We start from the raw sequence: 22,199 nt of genomic DNA, 5'->3' as shown, positions 1-22,199 counted from the left end.
CTTAGTAGTGAGCGGCAAAGTTTTGCTGGATGCTCAGACCGATTTCGTCGATGTTGTACGTCAGCGCATCAATCCGGCTGGTGAAGTAAGCGTACATCATCGTTGCAATAGCTGCCGTACCGATACCAACGGCCGTGTTTACAAGGGCCTCAGAGATACCCGTTGACAGAGCGGCCGTGTCAGGCTGACCGGTAGCACCCATCGCCGAGAAGGCACGAATCATACCCAATACCGTTCCGAGGAGGGCGATCAGGGTAGATACAGACGCCAGCGTTGCGATGATAACGAGGTTCTTCTCCAGCATCGGCAGTTCGAGCGTTGTCGCTTCTTCAACTTCTTTTGAGAGGGCGGCCAGTTTCTGCTCTTTCGTCAGTTCGTTGTCTGTAGCCAGTTGCTGATACTTCAGCAGGGCGGTCTTCACAACGTTACCGATTGAGCCTTTCTGCTTGTCGCACTCGCGGATGGCTGCTTCTACTTCGTTTTTGTCGAGCAGGCTCTTCACCTTCACAACGAAATCATCTACTGAACCTGAGCCATTAGCACGGCCGATTGTGATAAAACGCTCGATCGAGAACACCAATACGCACAAGAAGCAGGTGAAAAGGATCGGTACGATAAAACCACCTTTGTAGATAATGCCAAAGAAGTCACCAGCTAAAGGCTGCTTCGTGTTGTCACCATCCTGGAAGTGGCTGCCATCACCGAAGATGAAGTAATAAACCAAGTGACCGATCACCAACAGAATCGGGATAACTAACACCGGATTCAAACCACCAGACTTTTTCTTGGGGGCGGCAACTTTAGCTGGAGCTGGAGCAGGATTCTGTGTTTTCATTGAACTTGTACTGTAGGGTTAAATTGAAAGTTTGATTTTCGCTCGTCAAAAAAAGTCAAAAATTTTACAATGGTTGCTTTTACTGCAATAAAATTTTGATGAACACCTCTCAAGGCTTAGACAAAAGTAGGGCTTTGCGGGCAATTCGATGCAAGTCACACAACCAAAAAATTTAACCCAAGTAGTAGTCCAGCTATAGGAGTTATGACTTTTTCAAGAAACCCAATCTATGGACTCTATCTATTTGCCGAACATAATCGCTTGTTAAACAACACATCAGCCTGTGCTCGTCCAAACACGCAAATTGTAATTTAGGAGGGGCCTTGTTCATTGGTCTTTCAATAGGTTTTAGTGTTACTTACTCACAGGCAGTAGACCGTGATTTGTCTGATAGATGCTTTTGGCGGGCTTATTCCACAAAGCCTATCACAAAAATTTATTCATTCGGGACGACTCAAGTCACGATTCCATGCTTTTGCAACGCCCTTTTTTATTTAGTTTCTGGCAAAACCACCCAATAAATCCACCCTATTTCAAATATATACCCTAAAAAAGCTCCCTGATCTAGTACATCTGCCTTATACTACGATGCACAGGATGAAGCCTGATTACGCTGAGCAATAGACGTTATGAGTAAGCTATTCATGTCGGTCGGGTGCAATCAAACCTAAACCGGTTTTCGCTCAAGGCCGTAAGCCTCTTTCCTTTTGTCTATCAGGCGTTTTTTGCTCAAAAGTCCCTTCCGTCTGTGCCTGATTTATAAGCTAATCCTTTTTTTAAGACGTTACCCTCACGCGAAAACTCACAAAAGCAGATAATTTTACAGTTTGGACCTATCCCGGCGCTTCTGTGCCGATCTTTTCTTCTTTACAGATGGCCAGATTTTTGCTAATAGGTTCTCTTACACCAGCATTAAGACCTTTTCTTTATTTTAAACAAAGCCTATCAGGTTTGAACCAGCACTTCTTGTACGTTCATTATGAAAATTAGATTGCTCTACCAGTATAGTTGGTTGACCGTGTTTGTGTTGTTGATGAGTGGAGTACGTATCATGGCGCAATCCATTACTGCTATCGGTCCACCCAGCCCTAATCCTTGCGTTGCTCCGGGCGGCAGCGTTAGTGTTCCGTTCTCTACAACAGGTGTTTTTAAAGTATCCAACACCTTTACGGTCCAGCTTTCCGATAACACGGGCAACTTCCCGGCCAGCCCTGTTGTACTGGCCACCCAAACAAATGGCCCCAGCACGCCGACTACAATTACCATGGCTGGCGTGATACCCGCCAACACGGTAGCCGGTAGTTATCGCATCCGGGTAGTGTCGAGCGACCCGGCCAGAGTCAGCTCCTTGATCACCATCAACGTGTCGCCACTGTCCCCCGCAGCCGGTGTAGCCAGCCCAGCGGGCCAGATTTGCGCGGGTACGCCCGTCTCATTGACGGCTAGCGGCTCAAATCTCAAGTGGTTCAATTCGAGTGGGCAGCTGGTTGCTACTGGTAGCCCATACACATTTAATGCAACGGGGTCTGGTAACCAAACCTTTACTGTTACACAGTTGGTGGGTCTTTGCGAGAGTCCTGGTCGTGCGGTTACAATTACGGTAGTGGCAAAGTCGCCTAACCCCACTATACCCGCCCAGCCCAATTATTGTCAGGGGGTTCCGGGTGCACCTCTAAACGCAACGGGTACAAACCTCCTCTGGTACGGTACCAATATCAACAATCCGTCGCCCAGCAGTTCGCCCACGGTACCACCCACCGGCGCGGCTGGTTCGGTTGGGCCTTTCTACGTTAGCCAGAACACTACCGGCTGTGAGAGCGACCGTGTCCCCATTACCGTCACGGTTAATGCAACCCCATCGGCACCAGCTGTACCCTCTCCGCAGGCATTTTGTCAGAGCACCGCTCAGCAAACCCTAAGCCCAAGCGGAGCTGGTTTCCGCTGGTACACGAGCACGGGTGCCCTGCTACCAAACAATGGAGCTGCACCCACGGTATCGCTTAACACGCCGGGCACAACCACCTACCAGGTGAGTGCAATAAACAATGGCTGCGAAAGTGTAGCCCGGAGCACCGTTCAATTTGTGGTCAACGCGTCGCCGGCCGCTATTGCGCCGGTATCGCTGGCATACTGTGAAGCGGCTCGTCCGGCTTCGCTAACCGTAAGCGGCTCTAATGTTCGTTGGTATTCCGATGCCGCTGGCAATAATCAGATTGGCACACCCGCTCCTCCTCAATTTCCGAATACTTACACGTATTACGTACGGCAATTCGACGCAAACAACTGCGCCAGTGCCCCGTCGGCTTATTCAGTTCGGGTATTTAGCACCCCTAATGCGCCTACGGTTACCACCGATTTGAGCCGTTGTGTCGGCGATGCCCCCCGCCCGTTATCGGCAACAGGCACCAATTTAACCTGGTTTGACAATACAGGAGCCCAATTGGGAGGAGCGCCGTCGCCAGCGACTACAGCGCCTGCTTCGTTGAGCTACTCAGTGTCGCAAACCAGCAATGATGGGTGCCTTAGCCCCCGCGCTACGGCCGTTGTTATTGTTAATGCCATACCCGCCCCGCCAACAGCTACCCCACCCGCTCCGCTTTGTGAAGGCTTCACGCCCCCCACACTTAGCGCCAGTGGTCAATCGCTGCGGTGGTACGGCCAAAGCGCAACCGGCGGTACCGCATCGGGTAGCCCGTCGCCAATCGACGTGAACCGAATCGGCCAGACCAACTACTACGTTAGTCAGGTTGTCAACGGTTGCGAAAGCCCCCGTGCGGCTATTCCGGTTACGGTTAAAGATACCCCCGATGCCCCTGGCGTAAGCAACTCAGCGTTCTGCCAGAATGATCAACCACCCGTTTTGTCGGCTTCAACGGTTCCTAACGCAACGGCGTTCTGGTACCCAACGGCACTGGGTGGCACTGGGTCATCGACCGCGCCGGGTGTTCCCAACAACACCGCGCAAACCCTGTTCTATTATGTCAGCCAGCGTCTCGACGGCTGCGAAGGTCCCCGGGCAACTCTCTCAGTACGGGTGAAGCCCCGGCCAGGTGCTCCGGTTGTGGCCCCTCTCGAATTTTGCAACAATGCGCCATCGCAACCAATTCAGGCACAAGGCATTAATCTGCGTTACTACGATCCGTCGGGTAATGTGACAGGCACCGCGCCCATCCCACCAACCGGAACGGTAACTACCCTGACGTACCAGATAACCCAGACCCTTGAAGAGTGCGAAGGACCCCGAGCCACATTGAATGTTCGGATCAAGCCATTACCCTCGGCACCGGGTGTTTCTGACATTGCGTACTGCCAGGTACAGCAAGACCAACCGGCACAATCGGTACCGCCGGTAACGGCGCAGGGCCAGAATCTGCGGTGGTACAATACGGACGGCAATCAATTCCCCAACGCTCCTACTCCCCAGATCGATCAGGTGCGGACTTATTCGTTTGGCGTTTCGCAAACGGTCGAAAACTGTGAGGGTCCCCGCGCTACACTTAACGTTCGGATTCAGACAACCCCAGCTCCCGTGGTCAGTGCGACCTCTGTTACGTATTGCCGTAACGACGTGGCCACTCCGCTCCGGGCAACGGCTGAACAGGGTGCTCAGCTCCGCTGGATTGATCCCAACGGTAACCTGACCAACGAAGCCCCAACGCCTTTTACACTGAACCCAACACCGCCGGGTGGCCGTTCTTTCTTTGTGTACCAGATTGGTGCTAACGGCTGTTACAGCCCCCGGTCGAGCATCCGGCTGTTTGTTAACACCAACCCGACGCTGGCTATTTTAGGGACAACTTCGGTCAACCTCGGCCGAACGGCTCCGCTTCAACTCCGCTTTACGGGTGTCCCGCCGTTTAACTACACCTTGTCTGACGGGACTACCGGAACAGCCACCGATACCCTGGCAACGGTCAACGTGATGCCTTCGCAAACAACCGTGTATCAGGTAGCGAGCGTATCCAACGTCTGCGGAACCGGTTTGCCGGGCAACCCCGCCACGGCAACCGTGACGGTTCGTATCCCGACCATCACGACCGAACAGCTGAGCACATCGGTTCTTTGTGCCGGCACCAACCTGACAGTTCCATTTACCACTACGGGTGAGTTCAACACGGGCAACGTATTCCGGGTTGAGGTTTCGACCGATAGCACGGGCCGCGCTTCGACTACGGTGGGCGTGGGCAATGCAACCGTTGGGCCTATCACGGCCACCATTCCGAGCAGTTTGAGCGGGGGGCTTTATTACGTCAGGGTCGTGGCCTCAAACCCCGGCATTGCGGTGTTGGGTCGGCCAAGCCCTGTTCTTCTGAATGTCCGTCCGCTTCCCTCGGCAACCCTGACCGGTACGCAGGATATTTTCGAAGGCACCACGGCTAAACTGAGCGTTAGCTTCACGGGCGATGGCCCTTGGACATTTGCCTACGCCGATAGCCTCCGAAATCAGGAAGTAGTGACCAACGCCAACCCGCATACGCTTGAGGTTCGGCCACTTAGCAACAATACCTACCGGCTCGTGTCGGTACGAAACAACTGCGGTCCCGGAGCCGTTTCGGGCACGGCTGCGGTCCGGGTACTGCCGGTACTGGGGCTGGAAGACGACCCGCTCGGATCGGCCGTGAAAGCGTACCCTGTGCCGACAACTACCACGCTAACGATCGAAATCGACGTACCGTTACCGCGGCAGGGCGCAACCGTAATCCTTACCGATGGCAATGGTCGGCAGATACTTCAGCAGCTTACCCGCGACCGGCAGTCGACGCTGGACCTGAGTGATAAGCCCGCTGGCGTTTACCTCCTGAATGTTCGGGTAGGCGATAAGCAGACAACCCGCCGGGTGCTGAAACAGTAACCGGATACCTCCAGAAATAGCCAGTCTTTGACAATTCAGATAGAGTCTGCTCTACGTTGTTAAAGACTGGCTATTTTCATAACCGGTTTTCGCCCTAAAACCACGACAAGCCTGTATGGGAAACGTATTTACCGACGAGTACTTTATGGCAATAGCCCTCGACCTGGCCGAGCAGGCTGCCGAAGCCGGTGAGATTCCGGTGGGGGCCGTTGTGGTGAGCAACAACCGCGTAATTGGCAAAGGGTATAACCAGACAGAGCGACTCCACGACGTGACGGCCCACGCCGAGATCCTGGCCATTTCGGCGGCCTCCAATTACCTCAATGCCAAATACCTGACTAATTGTACCCTGTACGTGACGCTCGAACCGTGCGTGATGTGTGCGGGGGCTTTGTTTTGGAGTCAGATGAGCCGGATCGTGATCGGGGCCGACGATGAAAAGCGGGGCTATAGTCAGATTCAGGGAAATTTACTACACCCCAAAACCCGCCTGACTACGGGCGTACTGGCCGATGAGAGCCGCCAGTTGCTCAAACAGTTTTTTGGCCGAATGCGGTAGCGCATCCTGTTCTGAGCGGAAACGGGCTCTTTCGATCATTCCCTCTTCCACTCTTTGGCCGCCGTGAACATAAACCAAAAGCTTCGTGTTAAACCGACGAAGTCTATTTATCATCATAATCCTTTTTGAGCAATGGCATTTGTATTAGATCCTCTGCCTTATCCGAGCGATTCGCTCGAGCCTAACATCGACAAACAGACGATGGAGATTCACCACGGCAAACACCACAACGCCTACGTGACGAACCTTAACAATGCCGTTTCGGGTACCGAAATGGAAAACAAGTCGATCGAGGATCTGCTGGCCAATGTGAGCCAATATCCCGTAGCTGTCCGCAACAATGGCGGTGGCCACTACAACCATACGCTGTTCTGGAACACCCTGTCGGGCAATGGCGGTGGTCAGCCCGTGGGCGAACTGGCCGCGGCTATCGACCAGAAATTTGGTTCATTCGACGCCTTCAAAGAAGAATTTGCGAAAGCCGCTACTACCCGTTTCGGCTCAGGCTGGGCCTGGTTGATTGTTACAGGCGACGGACAACTCGCGGTAACCTCTACGCCTAACCAGGACAACCCACTGATGGACGTTGCTGAAACGAAAGGTTTCCCGATTATTGGCCTCGACGTATGGGAGCACGCCTACTACCTGAAATACCAGAACCGTCGGCCCGACTACATCGGTGCGTACTGGAATGTGGTAGACTGGAACGCGGCCGAGAAACGCTACCAGCTGGGTAAGAAATAACGCGTAAGGTGTAATGCGTAATGGGATTGGTTGAGATTGAGCCATTCATCATTACGCATTACACCTTTTTATTGTTACGCTTCGAAAACATGGAAATTGTTAATCGAGTAGCCAATAGCGGGCTTATCACCCTCGACCTTGAAGAACTCTACCATCCCGGCGAACGGGTTGTGTACGACTTGAAAGACAACCTCTACATGGGGTTGATTTTGAAAGAGAAGGATTTCCGGGAGTTTTTGAAAACGCACGACTGGAGCCAGTACAGCGGCAAAAATGTAGCCGTTACGTGCTCAGAAGACGCGATTGTGCCTACCTGGGCTTACATGCTGCTGACCCTGCACCTACAGCCCCATGCCAATATGGTGGTGTTTGGTAGCCTGCAGGATCTGGAAGAAAAGCTGTACTTCGACGCTATCGCTCAAATCAACGCCGACGACTACCGCGACGCCCGGGTCGTGGTAAAAGGGTGCAGCAAAGTACCCGTACCAACTGCGGCTTATGTGGAGGTAACCCGGTTGCTCAAACCGGTGGTGCAGTCGCTCATGTTCGGTGAGCCGTGCAGTACGGTACCCCTGTTCAAGCGCCCCAAAGTAGCCCTGTCAAACTAACCGAAACGACATTCGGTGCCACCGGCAAGGGCCATGCTCCCGAATAGCCGCCCGATGAATAGGTGTTGGGTAACCGGCATTCGCTGCCCAACCATAGTGCGGGTACTCTTGCCCTAACTGTTCCATCAGATCGTCGCGGTAACATTTGGCCAACACCGAGGCAGCCGCTATCGACAAAAATTTAGCGTCGCCTTTCACGATACAGGTGTGCGGAATCATGGGATAAGGCACAAACCGGTTTCCATCGACCAACAGGTGCTCGGGGCGCACCGTCAGCGCATCTACGGCGCGGTGCATTGCCAGAAAACTGGCTTTCAGAATATTAATCCGGTCAATGTCTTCGTTCGACACCTCGGCTACGGCCCAGGCCACGGCATCGCGCATAATGTCGAGCCGTACCTGCTCCCGTTGCCCGCGCGTGAGCTGCTTCGAATCGTTCAGAATCGGGTGCTGGTAATCCGACGGCAGAATTACGGCAGCCGCCACTACAGGGCCGGCCAGGCAACCCCGGCCAACTTCGTCGAGCCCGGCTTCGATCAGGTTAACGTTGTAATGAGATAAAAGCATGTTTCAACGAACAGTGAACAACTGACAACGAACAACCAACAACTGACAACGAACAACCAACAACTGACAACGAACAACCAACAACTGACAACTGACAGTGAACAGAGGACAACGAACATTCGGCAATCGCCCACTGTTGGCTGTGCACTTCTTGTTGTTCGTTGATCACTGTTCGTTGACCTCTGTTCACTGTCTTTAGTCTTCCAGTACATTTCCAAAAATGGTGCTCTTGAGCAGCAATGCTCCCAGCAGAAACAAAATACCCCAGTTCAGATAAACCCGGTAGTACTCCTGCACATCCTGATAAATCCGAACACGCACCGGGGCTTTTTCGAGCCGGTCGATACGGGAAAACACCTGTTTCAGCTGTCGGGCATCGGTAGCCCGATAATAGCTTCCATCGGCCGTCCGGGCAATGGCTTTCAACACCCCCTCGTCAACAGCCGACACCTGCGCCAGACTATCGACCGCCGAGGTTACTGTTCCCGGCCGCCCCACGGCAATGGTGTAAATCCGAATATCATACGCTTTAGAGAGCTTAGCCGCCAGCATGGGGTCGATGTTACCCGCTGTATTTTCGCCGTCACTGAGCAAAATCACGACCTTACTCCCCGTCGATGCCGAATCGGTTGTGGGGGCATCGCGCATTCGGTTAATGCACCGCCCCAAGGCATCGCCAATGGCCGTTCCCGAAGCCGGAATCAGACGCTGATTGAGGTCGGTCAGGTAACGACGCAGCAACGTGTAATCGGTAGTGAGTGGGCACAACGAAAAGGCCTCGCCGGCAAAGGCGACCAAGCCGATGCGGTCGTTTTTACGGCCCCGTACAAAGTCTTCGGCAACGCGCCGGGCTGCGGCCAGGCGATTAGGTTTGAGGTCGGTTTCGGCCATCGACGACGAAACATCAATGGCCAGCATAATATCGATACCCGGCGATTGTTCTTCCCGGCGTTCCTGAATGATCTGCGGTCGGGCCAAAGCGATCAGGATACAGCACACGCCTAAAAAAAATGCCCCCGGCAGCAGATAGCGTCCCGCCTGCCAGAGCGGCCGATTGCCCACCTTCGTCCCCGACGAAAGCGCCAACTGCTGACGCGCCCGGCCATTGAGTGCGCTCCGCACCAAAAACAGCAGGGCAAACCCCAGAATGGCGTAGAGCACCAGCCGATTCTCGAAATGAAACTGCTGCCACTGCTGCGGGCTAAACCACGAAATGGAATACCAGGGCTGATTCATACCGATTCGGATAATGGCGTGTTGGGCTCCGACTGCTGCGATTGCGTGCGCACTGCCCGCCGACGCTGGTAGGTTCGGATGGCTACCTCGCGTAACAGCTGTAATGCCTGCCCCGACTCGTCGGTAAACGTACCGCCGTAAATGAGCCGGTCGGTGGTTTTGAGTGCGTTTTCAACCGCCCCCGGCGAGGCAGGTACGGAAGTTTCCTGCGCCTGAATCTGGCTTACGATTTCGGGCGTTGTCATGGTCAGATAAGGCTGTTGCTCCAGTTTTTCCAGGTACCGCTTCCAGCGCACCACAGCCTGATTGGCCAGGTCAGAAGCGGTTTCGGGTTTAATCGCACCCACCAGCTTATCGTACCGGCGTAAAAACCGCAGATGGTTTCGGTGCAACTGCCACAACGTCCATTGTCGATTGAGTGCCTGCCCAAATAAGGCGTAGATCAGAGCAACAGCCACCCCAATTACCGTGAGCGTAACCAGTAATACCGGGTAGTTGAGCTCTTGCCGGAGGGGCACTACCTTCAAGCTGGGCCGGAGCTGCAACGTATCGGGGCGGGCCGACAATAGTTTCGACCGAAAAAAAACCGTATCGACCGATGAATAGACCGTTGTGCAGTCGGCCGAACCCACTATGTACAACGGCACCCGCAGGATGAGTTGCGGCTCTGTACTGAACGAAACGAGCGTGTACACGGCACTGTCGACACTGATTCCATCGGCAGTACGGGTGGGCAGAACAACGGTTTCACGGAGTAAAAACGGGCTAAAATGAGTGGAATCAGGGAAAAGAACATCCTCGGTGACCGCATGCCGGAAACTCAGTGCGAACCGGAACGGTCGGCCAATCTCGAACGAATCGGTCAGGAAATGGCCCTGCGGTATGGTCACGGGGGGTACGTTCTGGGCCTGTAGTCGTGCGTACAGACACAGCCAGAAAATCACTCCCCAGAAACAGGCATACCGGTTAATCACCTTTCGATCTTAGCCATTCGGGCTGTCGCCACCCGATATGTTTTTTGAACGGCAAAGATGGCAGATGTTCCGCAAAAAAAGACCCGCCAGTGGGTACCGGCGGGTCATAAATAGCGTTGATGCACTTACCGAATAGGCGAAAACTGAACATTGGCTACTTTCCAGCCATTACCCTGTTTTACACATACCGCCGTAAAAAGTACGTCCGACTGAAGAGCCTGCCCCTGAAGTGAACCCTTGAATTTGGTGGTACCGGTCACCACGGCGGCATCGTTGTTGTACGACCGGGCCCGCATACCCGAAGGTGTTGCTGTCTCGACGGTCAGATGCCCACCGCTCAGGGCCTGCACCAACAGATCGCGATCGGCCGTGTTGCCGTCAAAGTTGACAATACTGAAATCGTCTGTCGTGATGGACTGCATCTTGTTGCTGTCCTCGTCCTGCATGGCTTTGAAAAAGGCACCCGTCAGGGCAGAGGGGTCTTGAGCCGGATCGGCAGGCGCCGACTGCGCGTAGGTTGTCAATGAAAACAGGCCCAAAACGGCCAACACCAGTAAGCGTTTCATGGTAGATTCAGGAAAATTTATTTTCCCGAAAAGTGCCACAATTTCCCCGTAAAACAAAACGGCTACCCCGTTTCGAAGCCAGCTATTCGCTTTTTACCGTGATGCGGATATCGGTATGCCGTCCGCGATCATCGGCACACGAAAGCTTGTACACGCCCGGCCTTGGGTTGATAAAGACAGCTTCGGTTGGGTCGGCCTTACGCAACAGTTTATCGTTCAGATACCAGTACACCGTCCGTACATCATTGGCCGCCTGACAAGCCAGTTGAATAGCCGTTGGCTGCTTGGGGTCGATAAAATACTCGCTGCCGTGATTAGGTGACGTAATGAGCGGGGCCTTACCTCCCTCGTTGTCAAATAGGCGCTCACAGGCCGGGTTATGCGGAGGGGGGGCCTCGTACGGAATCCGTTTGACCACGTAGTAAGCAATCAGTTCGGGGGCCAGATTCGGGTACGTGCGCCGGATGGTCCCTCGGTCGGGCAGGCAATGCGCACAATACGACACCCGACCGGCAGAATCGGTAAAAACTACTTTTTGATGCGTACACCGCGCGCTACCCGAAACCCCCATGATGTAGTAATCGACGGCACGTGCCGTGCACGAGTCGTTGGGCACCGCCCCCGACTCGGGGCAAATTTGCCGCAGGGCCAGCCGGGCGTCGGAGCGGGTCGTAGGCGGCCGAAACCACCCTTTGGGCGAGTTGTAATCCAAGGCGTTAAAAAGTCCAAACAGCAGCGGTGTGGCCGTATTGGCTCCGCTTAGCTCAGGGACACCTACGCCCGAAAAATTACCAACCCAAACCCCAATCGTGTACCGCCGGTTGTAGCCAATACTCCAGGCATCACGCCGACCATAGGAGGTACCCGTTTTCCACGCAATGCGGGGTAGGTGGTAGCTATTGTCGAAGTTGTTGGGCAAGTCGGGACGGGTAATCTGGGTAAGTGTGTTGGTAACTAAATAGGCAGCCTCGGGCGAGAGTACTGCTTGCCCGGTACGCGGTTTCACTTCTGGCGTGTCGACCAGCCGCAGCGGCCCTACCTGCCCCCCGTTGGCAAACCCAGCAAAGAGCGTCACCAGTTCTTCGAGCGTGACCCCACAACCGCCCAGAATCATGGAAAGGCCCAGGTCACGCGCTTGCTTGCTCACGGTCGAAAAGCCGGCCTTCTGCATCGCTTTCACAAACGTTGGCGTACTGATGTCGCGGAGTAGTTTCACGGCTGGCACGTTGAGCGAATTGGCCAGGGCAAACTCAGCCGTTACCGGACCATTGAACCGACGGTCATAATTTTCGGGTTCATACCCGCCAAAGTTGGTCGGCACGTCGTTTAGTTTCGATTTGGGCGTAATCAGGCCCGCATCGAACGCCAGCCCATACAACAGTGGTTTCAGGGTGCTGCCCGGCGAACGCACCGCCCGAACACCATCTACCTGCCCACCATCGAACACATTATAAAAATCGGCCGAACCGACGTAAGCAACCACCTTCCGGGTCTGGTTATCCACAACCAGCACAGCCGCATTGTGGATATTATAGGCCCGCATCCGATTGATGTAGTTTTGTACAAGCCGCTCGGCCCCGGCCTGCATGGCGGGTCGGATAGCGGTGTGTATGATGCCCGTTGGCCCCATCCGTTTCTCAGCCAGCAATCGGCGGGCAAAGTGGGGCATCTGTTGCGGAGCGGCCCGTCGGCGGGCCGTGAGGGGTTCGTCTAAAGCATCGGCAATAGCGGTGGCAGAAAACAGGCCCTGCGCGCCAAAACGCCGGAGCCAGCGATTCCGCTCCTGCCGGACCTGTTCGTTACGCACACCCAAACGCAGGCTCGATGGTCGGTTAGGAATGATAGTGAGCGCAGTCACTTCGGCCAAACTGAGCAGTTGGGGCGGTTTTCCGAAGTACAGCATCGAGGCCGATTTGATTCCCTCAATATTGCTCCCGTAAGGCAGCAGGTTGAGGTACAATTGCAGAATTTCGCCTTTAGAATAGTGCAGTTCCAGCTGCAACGCCCGCACCAGTTCAATCAGCTTGCTCAGGTAGGTACGCTCACGGGGCTCCAGCAACCGAACCACCTGCATCGTGATGGTCGATGCCCCCGACGTCCGGCGCCCCCGGAGTACGTTCCGCCCCAACGCCCGCATGAGCGCCAGTGGATTTATACCGGGGTGGTAATAAAAATATTTGTCTTCTTTAAACAGGATAGCCTCGCGCAGTACGGGCGTAATATCATCGGTTTGGGCATACAGCCGCCACTTATCGTCGCGGCTCAGAAAGGCATGCAGTATGGTCCCGTCGGCCGCCGTCACTACGGGCGAATACGGCACGGCGGTCCGAATCGGGAAGGCCCAGTCCAGTAACAAAGCAACCAGCAATCCGGTTACTACAATCTGTGCCGACCGTCGGCGCCAAAGGGGCATCCCTGATCGGGCAGAAAGTCGTTTTTGAACACTCAACATAGCCGACACCCTTTCATTTTGACCTAATTTGATAATTTGCAAAGCTATCAGGCGCTACTGAACATTCTAAACCAGATAGAGGGTATGGCAGATGGTTTTTCGCCACCCGTCTAGGATTGTTTGCTATTGTGTCGGATTTCCTGTAGCCTACCCAACTTTCGGGCGTCTAACGTCCTACATCCAAGATCCAGCTTTTCATGAAAATTCAATTTATGGGTGCAGCCCGCACCGTAACCGGCAGTAAACACCTCATCACTACCCAGCAGGGCACTAAAATTCTTCTCGACTGCGGCTTGTTTCAGGGTATCGACACCGACGACCTGAATCAGAACTTCCATTTCAACCCGGCCGATGTCGACTACTTATTGCTCTCACACGCACACATCGACCACACGGGTCTCGTCCCCCGGTTAGTGCGGCAGGGATTTACGGGACCGATCTACTGCACCCACGCAACGGCCGATTTGTGCAATATTATGCTGCTCGACAGCGCCCATATTCAGGAAACGGACCTGAAACGAGTCAACGAACGGCGGCAGCGGCAGGGTCGGCCGCTACTCGACATGCTGTACGATGTGGGCGATGTGGAGCAGGCACTGAGTCAGATTCGTACCGTGCGGTACAACGAGTCTTTCTGGCTCGATGAAAACATTCAGGTCCTTTACACCGACGCGGCTCACCTGCTCGGTAGCGCGGCTATCAGCCTCACCATTCGGGAAGAAGGCTACACCAAGCGGCTTTTCTTCAGTGGCGATATTGGTCGTCCCAACGACAAGATTCTGCGTAAACCGGAGCCATTTCCGCAGGCTGATTATATCATCTGCGAATCAACGTACGGGGCCAGCCTGCACGAGCCCGAACCCGACATGAAAGCGCATCTGCTACGCATTGTGGAGGACACCTGCGTCAAAAACCGGGGCAAACTGATTATACCTGCTTTCGCCGTCGACCGTACGCAGGAGGTCGTGTACGCTCTCGACCAGCTCGCCAGCGAGGGTCTTCTGCCGGTATTACCCGTGTATGTCGACAGTCCCCTGGCGGTCAAAGCAACGCGGGTGATGCAGGACAACGAGGACTGTTTTAACCCCGAAATTTTGCGGTACATCCACAAAGACGGCGATGCGTTTGACTTCCCCAACCTGCATTACGTATCGGAAGTAGCTGATTCTAAAGCTATCAACGACCGCCCGGGGCCGTGCGTCATTATTTCGGCGTCGGGGATGGCCGAAGCCGGGCGCATTAAGCACCACATTAAAAACAACATTGAAGATCCCCGTAATACCATTTTGCTGGTCGGCTACGCATCGCCAAGTAGCTTGGGCGGAGCTCTCAAACGGGGCGATAAGCAAGTACGTATTTTTGGGGAAACATTTGACGTGCGGGCGCGGGTAGCCGTAATGGATGCCTTGAGCGCCCACGCCGATTATGCCGAAATGCTCGACTACCTAAGCTGCCAGAACCCGGCCGAGGTCAAGAAGGTGTTCCTGGTTCATGGCGATTACGACGAACAGCAGATCTGGAAAGAGAAATTACAAGATGCTGGTTTTCAGCACATCGAAATACCGGATATGTACGAGGCCGTAAATTTGTAAAAAAATTACGGCTGAGGGCTTGCAAAAGCTATAATCGAGCCTCTATATTTGCAGTCCCAACACGGGGGAATGTGCTGCCGAAGTGGTGAAATTGGTAGACACGCACGTTTCAGGGGCGTGTGCCTTCACGGGCATGCGAGTTCGAGTCTCGCCTTCGGCACATAGAGGACCGCAGCTAACTTAGCTGCGGTCTTTGTCTTTTCAGGCTGGGGAGAAAACAGGGGATGAATTCAGAGAAAACAATTACATAAAGTCTCTTGACTGATTCACCTGAATCATCCCGAATTTTATTAACGCCCCCAGGCAGTTGTAATAAAGCGACCTCCTTTCTAAACTGAACATTGTACTGATGCCCAAAGTGGGAAAGAAGGCCCTTTATTCGCCAGCCCTTTAAAAGCTGGGATAATACATGGTTGGCATTATATGTCGAAATTGGCTGGTTACGTCATTGGGCCTTCAGCACCCGTACTACTTGTGATTGGTTGGGAGTAGATACCTGAAGCAAATAGACTCCTGCTGTATGCCCCGACTTTATGCTAAGTCGCTGTGTAGATAAGGCCTGATCAACACGCTCCTCACTCACCCGCCGTCCCTGTTGGTCTACCAAGGTAACCCGTAGGGGGTGACCATCAGCCCCGTTTACCTTGATGTGTATTAGTTCGCTCACAACAGGATTACCCAATACGGTTACTCTCAATTGTTGATCTGGCTTAGCCTCACCAAGTCGCGCACGGCCACAAGCCGCTTTCAAATCCCAGAGGTAAGTCACAGTGACTCCACTCTGAGTTGCCTGCAGTAGCAGGGGTTGTACATCGTTAGCCGTTCGTAGCTCGGCATCTACAAATGCATTGGGGTTTGTAGTCGGACCGGTGATACCAATAGCAGAAAAAGTAATAGGACTGCCATCGCCCCCGCTGGTATTGAATCGAAAGGCACCAGTAGCACAGTCGTAGGTGGGCGATAGTAGTGTCAATCCCCCCCCTGATGGAATGATCGGGCATTGCGCTCGGATATTCCAAACATAAGTCACAGTGATTCCACTCTGAGTTGCCCGAAGTAGTAGAGGTTGTGCATCAATCGCCGTACGCAACTCAGTATCTACAAACGCATTAGGATTAGTAGTTGGTCCCGTGATACCAATAGCGGAAAAGGTAATCGGGCTACCATCGCCCCCGCACGTATTGAACCGAAAGGCACCGGTGGCACAGTCATAAGTAGGGGCCAGCAGGGTTAGTGCCGTTTGCGGAAGCTCCACCGTCACGCTACCCGAACAGGTCCCCCCCTTAGCAATCATCACCTTGTATGTCCCTGCATCCAGAGGCAAAAAAGTAAGCGTTCCCGCAATGAGGGTACCGTTCTCCTGTAGGACAAACGTACCACCAACACTCTTAGTGAGCGTATACTGATAGGGGGCGGTAATGCCACCGACTTCTACCTGGAAACTGCCATCACTGGCCCCGCAGGTAGGTCGATTTATGTTAGTCGACGTCAGGGTTAGGGTCGTTTGAGGAAGCTCTACGGTCACCTCGCCCGAACAAGTCCCTCCCTTAGCAATCATCACCTTGTATGTCCCGCCAGTCAGGGACACAAAGGTGAGCGTACCCGCAATGAGCGTACCGTTTTCCTGTAAGACTGGACTGCCACTAACGTCCTTCACCAGCGTATATTGATAGGGGGCGGTGATGCCACCGACTTCTACCCTAAAACTACCGTCTTTGCCCCCACAGGTAGCTTGGGTTATGTTTGTCGGCGTCAGCGTTAGGACCGTTTGCGAAAGCTCTACGGTCACCTCGCCCGAACAGGTGCCCCCTTTAGCAATCATCACCTTGTATGTCCCGCCAGTTAGGGACACAAAGGTGAGCGTACCTGCAATGAGCGTACCGTTCTCCTGTAAAACAAAAGTACCGCCAACACTCTTAGTGAGCGTATACTGATAGGGAGCGGTAATACCACCAACTTCTACCCTAAAACTACCGTCATTGGCTCCGCAGGTAGGTTGGTCTATGTTAGTCGGCGTTAGGATTAAATCACACTGAGCTATAGCATTAGCCAAAGATAAAAAGCAAAGCACAACTGTAAAGAGTAGTGCCACGAGCTGCCTCTGTTGTAAGCTAATAAGCTTGGAAAGGCTTTCTATACACGTAGAATTAACCATGGGATTATGAGTTGAGAGGGGGATGATTATAGGATTTCATAGCTCCTTTACATCGGAAGTAGGAGTAAAAGAAATCCGATAGGTATAAACCCAGCGCGCGTAAGAAAGGCAGAAGATAGGTACCTTAAAGTAAGCAATCCACGGGCACAAAAAGAGTAGAAGCCTTTGGCATATCTATGAATAAATCGGTAGGCTAAGGTACTTTTTTAAGAAAACATAGTATAACAAACAATACATTTTTTAGTTATCGGTTAATAGATAAGTTGCTCAAATTGATCCGATTATCAACTTGTTATTAGTCATACATGCTACTATACGGTTGGAAACACATAAGTAAAGAACCTCCTTTCCAAGTTTGGGCATTATTATAATGCTCAGATCAGAAAGTAGGTCGCTTTATTTAATGGCCAAGACTTAAGTGAATGAACAATGTAAAATGCATAATGAATAATTCAATTACCTGTTGACGGTCAGCTCTTTCATTGTACATTCTACACTATTCATTCCCTTATGTGAAGTCTCTACAAAGCCAAATTTAGCCCGTTTGCGTTTCGCCTTCGGTACATAAAAAACCGTAGCTAACCTAGCTACAGTCTTTATCTTTTGGGCAGTAAGCAAAACAGGAATTACAACACCGGGCTGGCTACTCGAATGAAATTTGTTGCCAGCCTGTTTGCCGGTACACCCGAAACAGGTACCAGAAAATACCCGCCGAAACCGGTGTGGCTACCCCTACCGCGTAGGGTAACTGACTGAGGCCATAGTGAGCCCCGCCAACGAGCGCCATCACCAGCAAAGCCACCATACTCCGGGCCGTATTACTCCGTCTAATAGCATCTTGCGTAATGGAGAAAGGCAACCGACGCTCGTTCGCTAAAGCAGCCGACATGGTTATGATAAGCGAATTACTGAAGGCCAGCAAAATATCGTCGATCGTATGGAGGCCATATCGCCAGAGAATATAAGCGGCTACTAGTCCGTAAAAAGGCACCATCAGCTTTGTAATCAGGGCTTTCATGGCGCCTGACAATATCTCGCCGGGCTGACTGATGGGCGTACTTCCGTACACCCAGGCGGCTTTGTAGTCGTCCGAAGCCGCCAGTTGGTACTGGGCCGTCATCAAAAACAAACCCGTGTAATACAGCGCAAACAGATAGAAAAAATCAGAGCGGCCTGAGTAGCTGATGCTCCCCGTTGACATGACGATGATATACGCCAGGCCAAAGCCCAGCTGCGGGTAGGTTTTCAGCTTGAATTTTCGGTCGCGGGCGGTTATGGACCAGATTAACCCAAAAGCAGCCCGTTCGAGCGGGGAGTTGGTCAGCACGCGGCTCAACCGTTGCGTAAGCGCACTTGGCTGCCGGACAGCCCCCGCTGCAACTGTTGGTTGCTGATCCTGCTCCATACCGGCCAGTTTTACATTAAACACCGGCCCAAGCACCCGGCTCATAAACCACAAGCCGCCAAATGGCATAACAATGGCAAGTAAAGCCAAAAGGGCATGGTTGGTGTCGAAAGCAGGCTGAATGAGCATATCAACGGCCCCGGCCATCCAGATGGGTGGTACGGCATAAAACCAGGTTTGCCACTCGGTAGCCCGTCCAAACGTTTCGGGATCAACCAGCCGGGGCAATACCTGATAGCTACCATAAAACAGAATAGCCATCCCGATCTGGAAATAATTGATGACCTCCCGCAGCCGCTCCTCGCTCGTGAACTGCATCAGAAGCAGGTAAAATACGTTGGTCAGGAACACCATCAGCATCGACGCCAGTAACGCCATCGCCAAATACACCAACCCAGCCACCGGTCCAAACCGGTACGTAACGACACCGATGCTCACCAACGACAAGGCCAATGTAATGGCAAACAAATAGCTCGCTACGTGCACAATGCGTGCCATCAGGAGCGTACGCCCGCTCACGGGCCGGGGCAAAATAATCTGGTTATCGGCCGAGTCGAGAATCAGGGATGAAAAATCGGAGAGCAGTGTCATGGCGCAAAACATCATGACATACCCAAACGAAACGGCCAACGGGATAAACATGGCCGTTCGGGGCGGTACCAGCAGCACTACCCCACCCACAAACAAGCCGAAAAAAGCATAAACACCCAGGATCAGCAAAAACTGATGGTTTTTGTCGCCTGTTTGGCCTTGCCCATACCGACCCAGAGCCGTATAGCTCCGGCGGTTATCCATAGTCAGTTTAACCGCTACAATGGCCTGCAATGCCACCGGATCGGCCCCCAGAATGCGCCAAAGTGGAGCCAACGCTTTCACTAACTCAAACACAATTATTTTCATGGGCGGCTATTTGGTTAGGGTGTTGATGAACTCAGTAGCCACGCCTTGTTGACCCTCGCTACCCGTCAGTTGTCCAAACAGCTGCTCCAGCGAACCGCTGTGCTGCTGCTGTAGCTGAGCAAACGTACCATCGGCAATCACCTGCCCCTGATTGATGATAATGATCCGGTCTGAGATTTTCTCGACCACATCCATAATGTGCGAGCTGTAAAAGATAGTCTTGCCCGCATCGGCCAACTGACGGATAATCGCCTTCACCAATACCACAGCGTTGGCATCAAGGCCCGACAGTGGTTCGTCCAGAAAAATAACTTCGGGGTTATGAAGCATGCCCGCAATGAGCAGTACTTTCTGCCGCATCCCTTTCGAAAAGGTTGTCATTCGGGCATCAGCATAGCCACCCAGCTCAAACAGGGTGAGCAAATCATGGGCCTTGTAGCGAATGGTATCTTCATCCATACCGTACAACTGCCCGATGAAGGCCAGATACTCCAGCGGGGTGAGGGTATCGTACAGAGCCGCGTTTTCGGGCACGTAGCCAATCCGGCTTTTCACAGCTATGGGATCTTCTTTGACATCGTACCCCAATACCGACACTTGCCCCGAGAAATTAGCCAGCAAGCCAATCAGAATTTTGATCGTGGTTGATTTTCCGGCGCCATTCGGGCCAATATACCCAACCACCTGCCCTGCCTCCACCGTCAGGTCTATACCTTTCAGAACATGCGTGGAGCCGTAGTAATTATGCAACCCCTGAATCTGAATAACCGGATTGTTCATTTTGTGTGAATTATTCGCGCCCGAATGTTTATAAAGCCCCCGGAACAGCCGGTAGAACCCAGCCTCTTACGTCACTATTGCGCACAAAATAGCGAATAAACCGGTGCCCCAACATCCGCAGGGCTTATCGGTGCTCATTATGGGGCAGGCGGTCGGCAAAGGGGTTGGCTGGATGTAAAAAGCTGACCAAACAAAAAGCCCCGCTTCGGGAAGCGGGGCTTTTTGTTCATGCTATAACGACCGGTAACTAAACAGCCGCGGTCTCGGCCGATACCAGATCGTGTTTTACCAGATACTCGGCAATTTGTACGGCGTTGGTAGCGGCACCCTTGCGGAGATTGTCGGCTACGCACCAGAAATTGAGAGTTTTGGGCTGCGTTTCGTCGCGCCGAATCCGGCCTACAAATACCTCGTCGCGGCCGTGCGCCGTAAGAGGCATCGGGTACACCTTATTGGCAGGATCGTCCTGTACTACTACCCCTTCGGCATTGCGCAGGAGTTCAGTAACCTCGGCCAGATCAAATTCTTCTTCAAACTCCACGTTGACTGCTTCCGAGTGACCACCAATGGTCGGAATCCGAACCGTAGTGGCCGTTACCCGAATGTTGTCGTCGCCCATGATTTTTTTGGTCTCGTTGACCATTTTCATCTCTTCTTTGGTATAACCATTGTCGAGGAACACGTCGATATGGGGCAGTACGTTCAGATCGATGGGGTGCGGGTACACCTTGTCCACGCTGCTATCACCTTTTCGTTCTGCAAACAACTGATCTACAGCCGCTTTACCCGTCCCTGTAACCGACTGGTAGGTCGATACAACCACCCGCTTTACTTTGTACCGCTCGTGCAAGGGCTTCAGGGCCACCACCATCTGAATAGTCGAGCAGTTGGGGTTGGCAATGATTTTATCGTTGGCGGTCAGCACATTGGCATTTACTTCGGGCACCACCAGTGGTTTGGTAGGGTCCATGCGCCAGGCCGACGAGTTGTCGATGACAGTGATACCCGCTTCGGCGAATTTGGGAGCCAATGCCGTAGAGGTGCTGCCACCCGCTGAGAAAATCGCAATGGCCGGGCGGGCCGCAATCGCATCTTCAAAGCTCACGACCGTGTAGGGTTTACCCTTAAACTCGACCTGTTTACCCACCGAACGCTCAGAAGCTACAGGAATGAGTTCGGTGACGGGGAAGTTACGCTCTTCCAACACCTTCAGGATTTCGCTACCGACCAGGCCGGTAGCCCCAACGACTGCGATTTTCATAAAAATATACTTGATTTTTTGTGAATTTGACCGCTTAGACGGCCAAACGCAAAAATACGCCCGGATTATTGAAGGATTGTTATTGAGGCATTAAAATCGGCGTATTAGGGGCTAAACCCAGGACTTAGCGAAACCTGTAAACCCATTGGGGCGTCACACAAAACTGTAAAGGCACATCGGTTGGTTCAATATCGATGATTTCGGGCGACGGCTCAAACAGTGATAAGCCGACCGTCAGGCAATCGGGGCGGCATTCGGCCAGAAACCGGTCGTAGTAGCCCCCGCCGTAGCCAACCCGATGGCCGCGACCGTCGAAAGCCAGCAACGGCACAAAAACCAGGTCGAACTGATTACTGGGTACGGCTTGTGCGCTACCCACCGGCTCAGGAATTCCCCAACGGTTTTCAATAAGGGTTGTATGGGGTGTGAGCGGGTAGTGCGTAAGGGTATGACGTACCGGATCGGTGACCGACACACATACGTGCACCGCCGGGTGCTGGGCCCAGACCCGACGAACAATCGACCAGGTATCCACCTCGTTTTGGCGGGTAATCGGCAGAAAAATATGAATGTTTCCTCCGGCTAGCGGTAGCAGAGACGCCTGCACAATTTGCGCACAGATCGCTTCGCTCCGACGCGTCACTTCCTCAGCCGACAACGCCCGGCGCAGAGCCAGAAACTGCCCGCGAAGGTCCTGCTTCGTGGCCATTCCG

Annotated in this window: 16 protein-coding genes, 1 tRNA gene and 1 pseudogene; 6 read left to right on the top strand and 12 right to left on the bottom strand. The window is 53.2% G+C overall.

Translation table 11 applies throughout. The features are described 5' to 3' along the window. Nucleotide 1 precedes the first annotated feature (1 nt). The gene (locus tag RUDLU_RS0115560) at nt 2–835 is read right to left on the bottom strand and encodes a MotA/TolQ/ExbB proton channel family protein (protein WP_019989328.1); all 834 of its coding nucleotides are present in this window, start codon (nt 833–835) and stop codon (nt 2–4) included. Between the two features lie 979 nt (nt 836–1,814). Here RUDLU_RS0115560 and RUDLU_RS0115555 point away from each other — a divergent pair. The 4 genes from RUDLU_RS0115555 to RUDLU_RS0115540 all read left to right on the top strand — a co-directional run bounded on the left by RUDLU_RS0115555 (nt 1,815) and on the right by RUDLU_RS0115540 (nt 7,598). After that, nucleotides 1,815–5,687 (top strand): Ig-like domain-containing protein, encoded by a 3,873-nt coding sequence (locus tag RUDLU_RS0115555; protein ID WP_027303103.1) that lies wholly within the window; start codon nt 1,815–1,817, stop codon nt 5,685–5,687. Between the two features lie 115 nt (nt 5,688–5,802). Then, nucleotides 5,803–6,246, top strand: coding sequence for a nucleoside deaminase (locus RUDLU_RS0115550; RefSeq protein ID WP_019989325.1), 444 nt, complete (start codon nt 5,803–5,805; stop codon nt 6,244–6,246). Nucleotides 6,247–6,378: 132 nt separating this feature from the next. After that, nucleotides 6,379–6,990: a superoxide dismutase gene (locus RUDLU_RS0115545; RefSeq protein ID WP_019989324.1), complete on the top strand. Its 612-nt coding sequence runs from the start codon at nt 6,379–6,381 to the stop codon at nt 6,988–6,990. 89 nt (nt 6,991–7,079) lie between these two features. Next, nucleotides 7,080–7,598: a DUF2480 family protein gene (locus RUDLU_RS0115540; RefSeq protein WP_044130407.1), complete on the top strand. Its 519-nt coding sequence runs from the start codon at nt 7,080–7,082 to the stop codon at nt 7,596–7,598. Here RUDLU_RS0115540 and RUDLU_RS0115535 read toward each other — a convergent pair. The 5 genes from RUDLU_RS0115535 to pbpC all read right to left on the bottom strand — a co-directional run bounded on the left by RUDLU_RS0115535 (nt 7,590) and on the right by pbpC (nt 13,354). Continuing rightward, the gene (locus tag RUDLU_RS0115535; RefSeq protein WP_019989322.1) at nt 7,590–8,165 is read right to left on the bottom strand and encodes a ribonuclease HII; all 576 of its coding nucleotides are present in this window, start codon (nt 8,163–8,165) and stop codon (nt 7,590–7,592) included. The two genes, RUDLU_RS0115540 and RUDLU_RS0115535, sit on opposite strands and share 9 nt — an antisense overlap. Before the next feature lie 195 nt (nt 8,166–8,360). After that, nucleotides 8,361–9,401, bottom strand: coding sequence for a VWA domain-containing protein (locus tag RUDLU_RS0115530; RefSeq protein ID WP_019989321.1), 1,041 nt, complete (start codon nt 9,399–9,401; stop codon nt 8,361–8,363). Then, nucleotides 9,398–10,375, bottom strand: a complete 978-nt coding sequence (locus RUDLU_RS0115525; RefSeq protein WP_027303101.1) for a hypothetical protein — start codon at nt 10,373–10,375, stop codon at nt 9,398–9,400. The genes RUDLU_RS0115530 and RUDLU_RS0115525 overlap by 4 nt, the downstream gene beginning before the upstream one ends. A 125-nt stretch (nt 10,376–10,500) precedes the next feature. Next, entirely contained in the window at nt 10,501–10,941 is a 441-nt protein-coding gene (locus RUDLU_RS0115520) for a nuclear transport factor 2 family protein (protein WP_027303100.1), read from the bottom strand. An 82-nt stretch (nt 10,942–11,023) separates the two neighbouring features. Then, on the bottom strand, nt 11,024–13,354 hold the full coding sequence (pbpC, locus tag RUDLU_RS0115515; protein WP_019989318.1) for a penicillin-binding protein 1C: 2,331 nt from the start codon (nt 13,352–13,354) through the stop codon (nt 11,024–11,026). Between the two features lie 236 nt (nt 13,355–13,590). Here pbpC and RUDLU_RS0115510 point away from each other — a divergent pair, with 236 nt between their 5' ends. Further along, entirely contained in the window at nt 13,591–14,985 is a 1,395-nt protein-coding gene (locus tag RUDLU_RS0115510; protein ID WP_019989317.1) for an MBL fold metallo-hydrolase RNA specificity domain-containing protein, read from the top strand. Between the two features lie 76 nt (nt 14,986–15,061). Then, nucleotides 15,062–15,145 (top strand) — tRNA-Leu (locus RUDLU_RS0115505). Nucleotides 15,146–15,430: 285 nt separating this feature from the next. On the opposite strand, the gene RUDLU_RS28800 is transcribed toward RUDLU_RS0115505, so the two are convergent. The 6 genes and pseudogenes from RUDLU_RS28800 to RUDLU_RS0115480 all read right to left on the bottom strand — a co-directional run bounded on the left by RUDLU_RS28800 (nt 15,431) and on the right by RUDLU_RS0115480 (nt 22,195). Continuing rightward, on the bottom strand, nt 15,431–16,837 hold the full coding sequence (locus RUDLU_RS28800; RefSeq protein WP_245581674.1) for a T9SS type A sorting domain-containing protein: 1,407 nt from the start codon (nt 16,835–16,837) through the stop codon (nt 15,431–15,433). A gap of 75 nt (nt 16,838–16,912) precedes the next feature. Then, nucleotides 16,913–17,140 (bottom strand): annotated as a pseudogene (locus RUDLU_RS30620) (hypothetical protein); the annotation flags it as partial. A gap of 643 nt (nt 17,141–17,783) precedes the next feature. Next, a complete protein-coding gene (locus tag RUDLU_RS0115495) occupies nt 17,784–19,445 on the bottom strand; it encodes a hypothetical protein (protein ID WP_019989315.1) in 1,662 nt (553 codons plus the stop codon). 6 nt (nt 19,446–19,451) lie between these two features. Beyond that, nucleotides 19,452–20,225: an ABC transporter ATP-binding protein gene (locus RUDLU_RS0115490; RefSeq protein WP_019989314.1), complete on the bottom strand. Its 774-nt coding sequence runs from the start codon at nt 20,223–20,225 to the stop codon at nt 19,452–19,454. Between the two features lie 247 nt (nt 20,226–20,472). After that, a complete protein-coding gene (locus RUDLU_RS0115485) occupies nt 20,473–21,486 on the bottom strand; it encodes an aspartate-semialdehyde dehydrogenase (protein WP_019989313.1) in 1,014 nt (337 codons plus the stop codon). Between the two features lie 124 nt (nt 21,487–21,610). Continuing rightward, nucleotides 21,611–22,195, bottom strand: a complete 585-nt coding sequence (locus tag RUDLU_RS0115480) for a 5-formyltetrahydrofolate cyclo-ligase (protein ID WP_019989312.1) — start codon at nt 22,193–22,195, stop codon at nt 21,611–21,613. Between the last annotated feature and the right edge of the window lie 4 nt (nt 22,196–22,199).

Source organism: Rudanella lutea DSM 19387, from assembly GCF_000383955.1.
GTDB lineage: Bacteria > Bacteroidota > Bacteroidia > Cytophagales > Spirosomataceae > Rudanella > Rudanella lutea.
The sequence above is the reverse complement of the archived record's forward strand: the minus strand, read 5'-3'. Positions and strand labels throughout refer to the sequence as shown.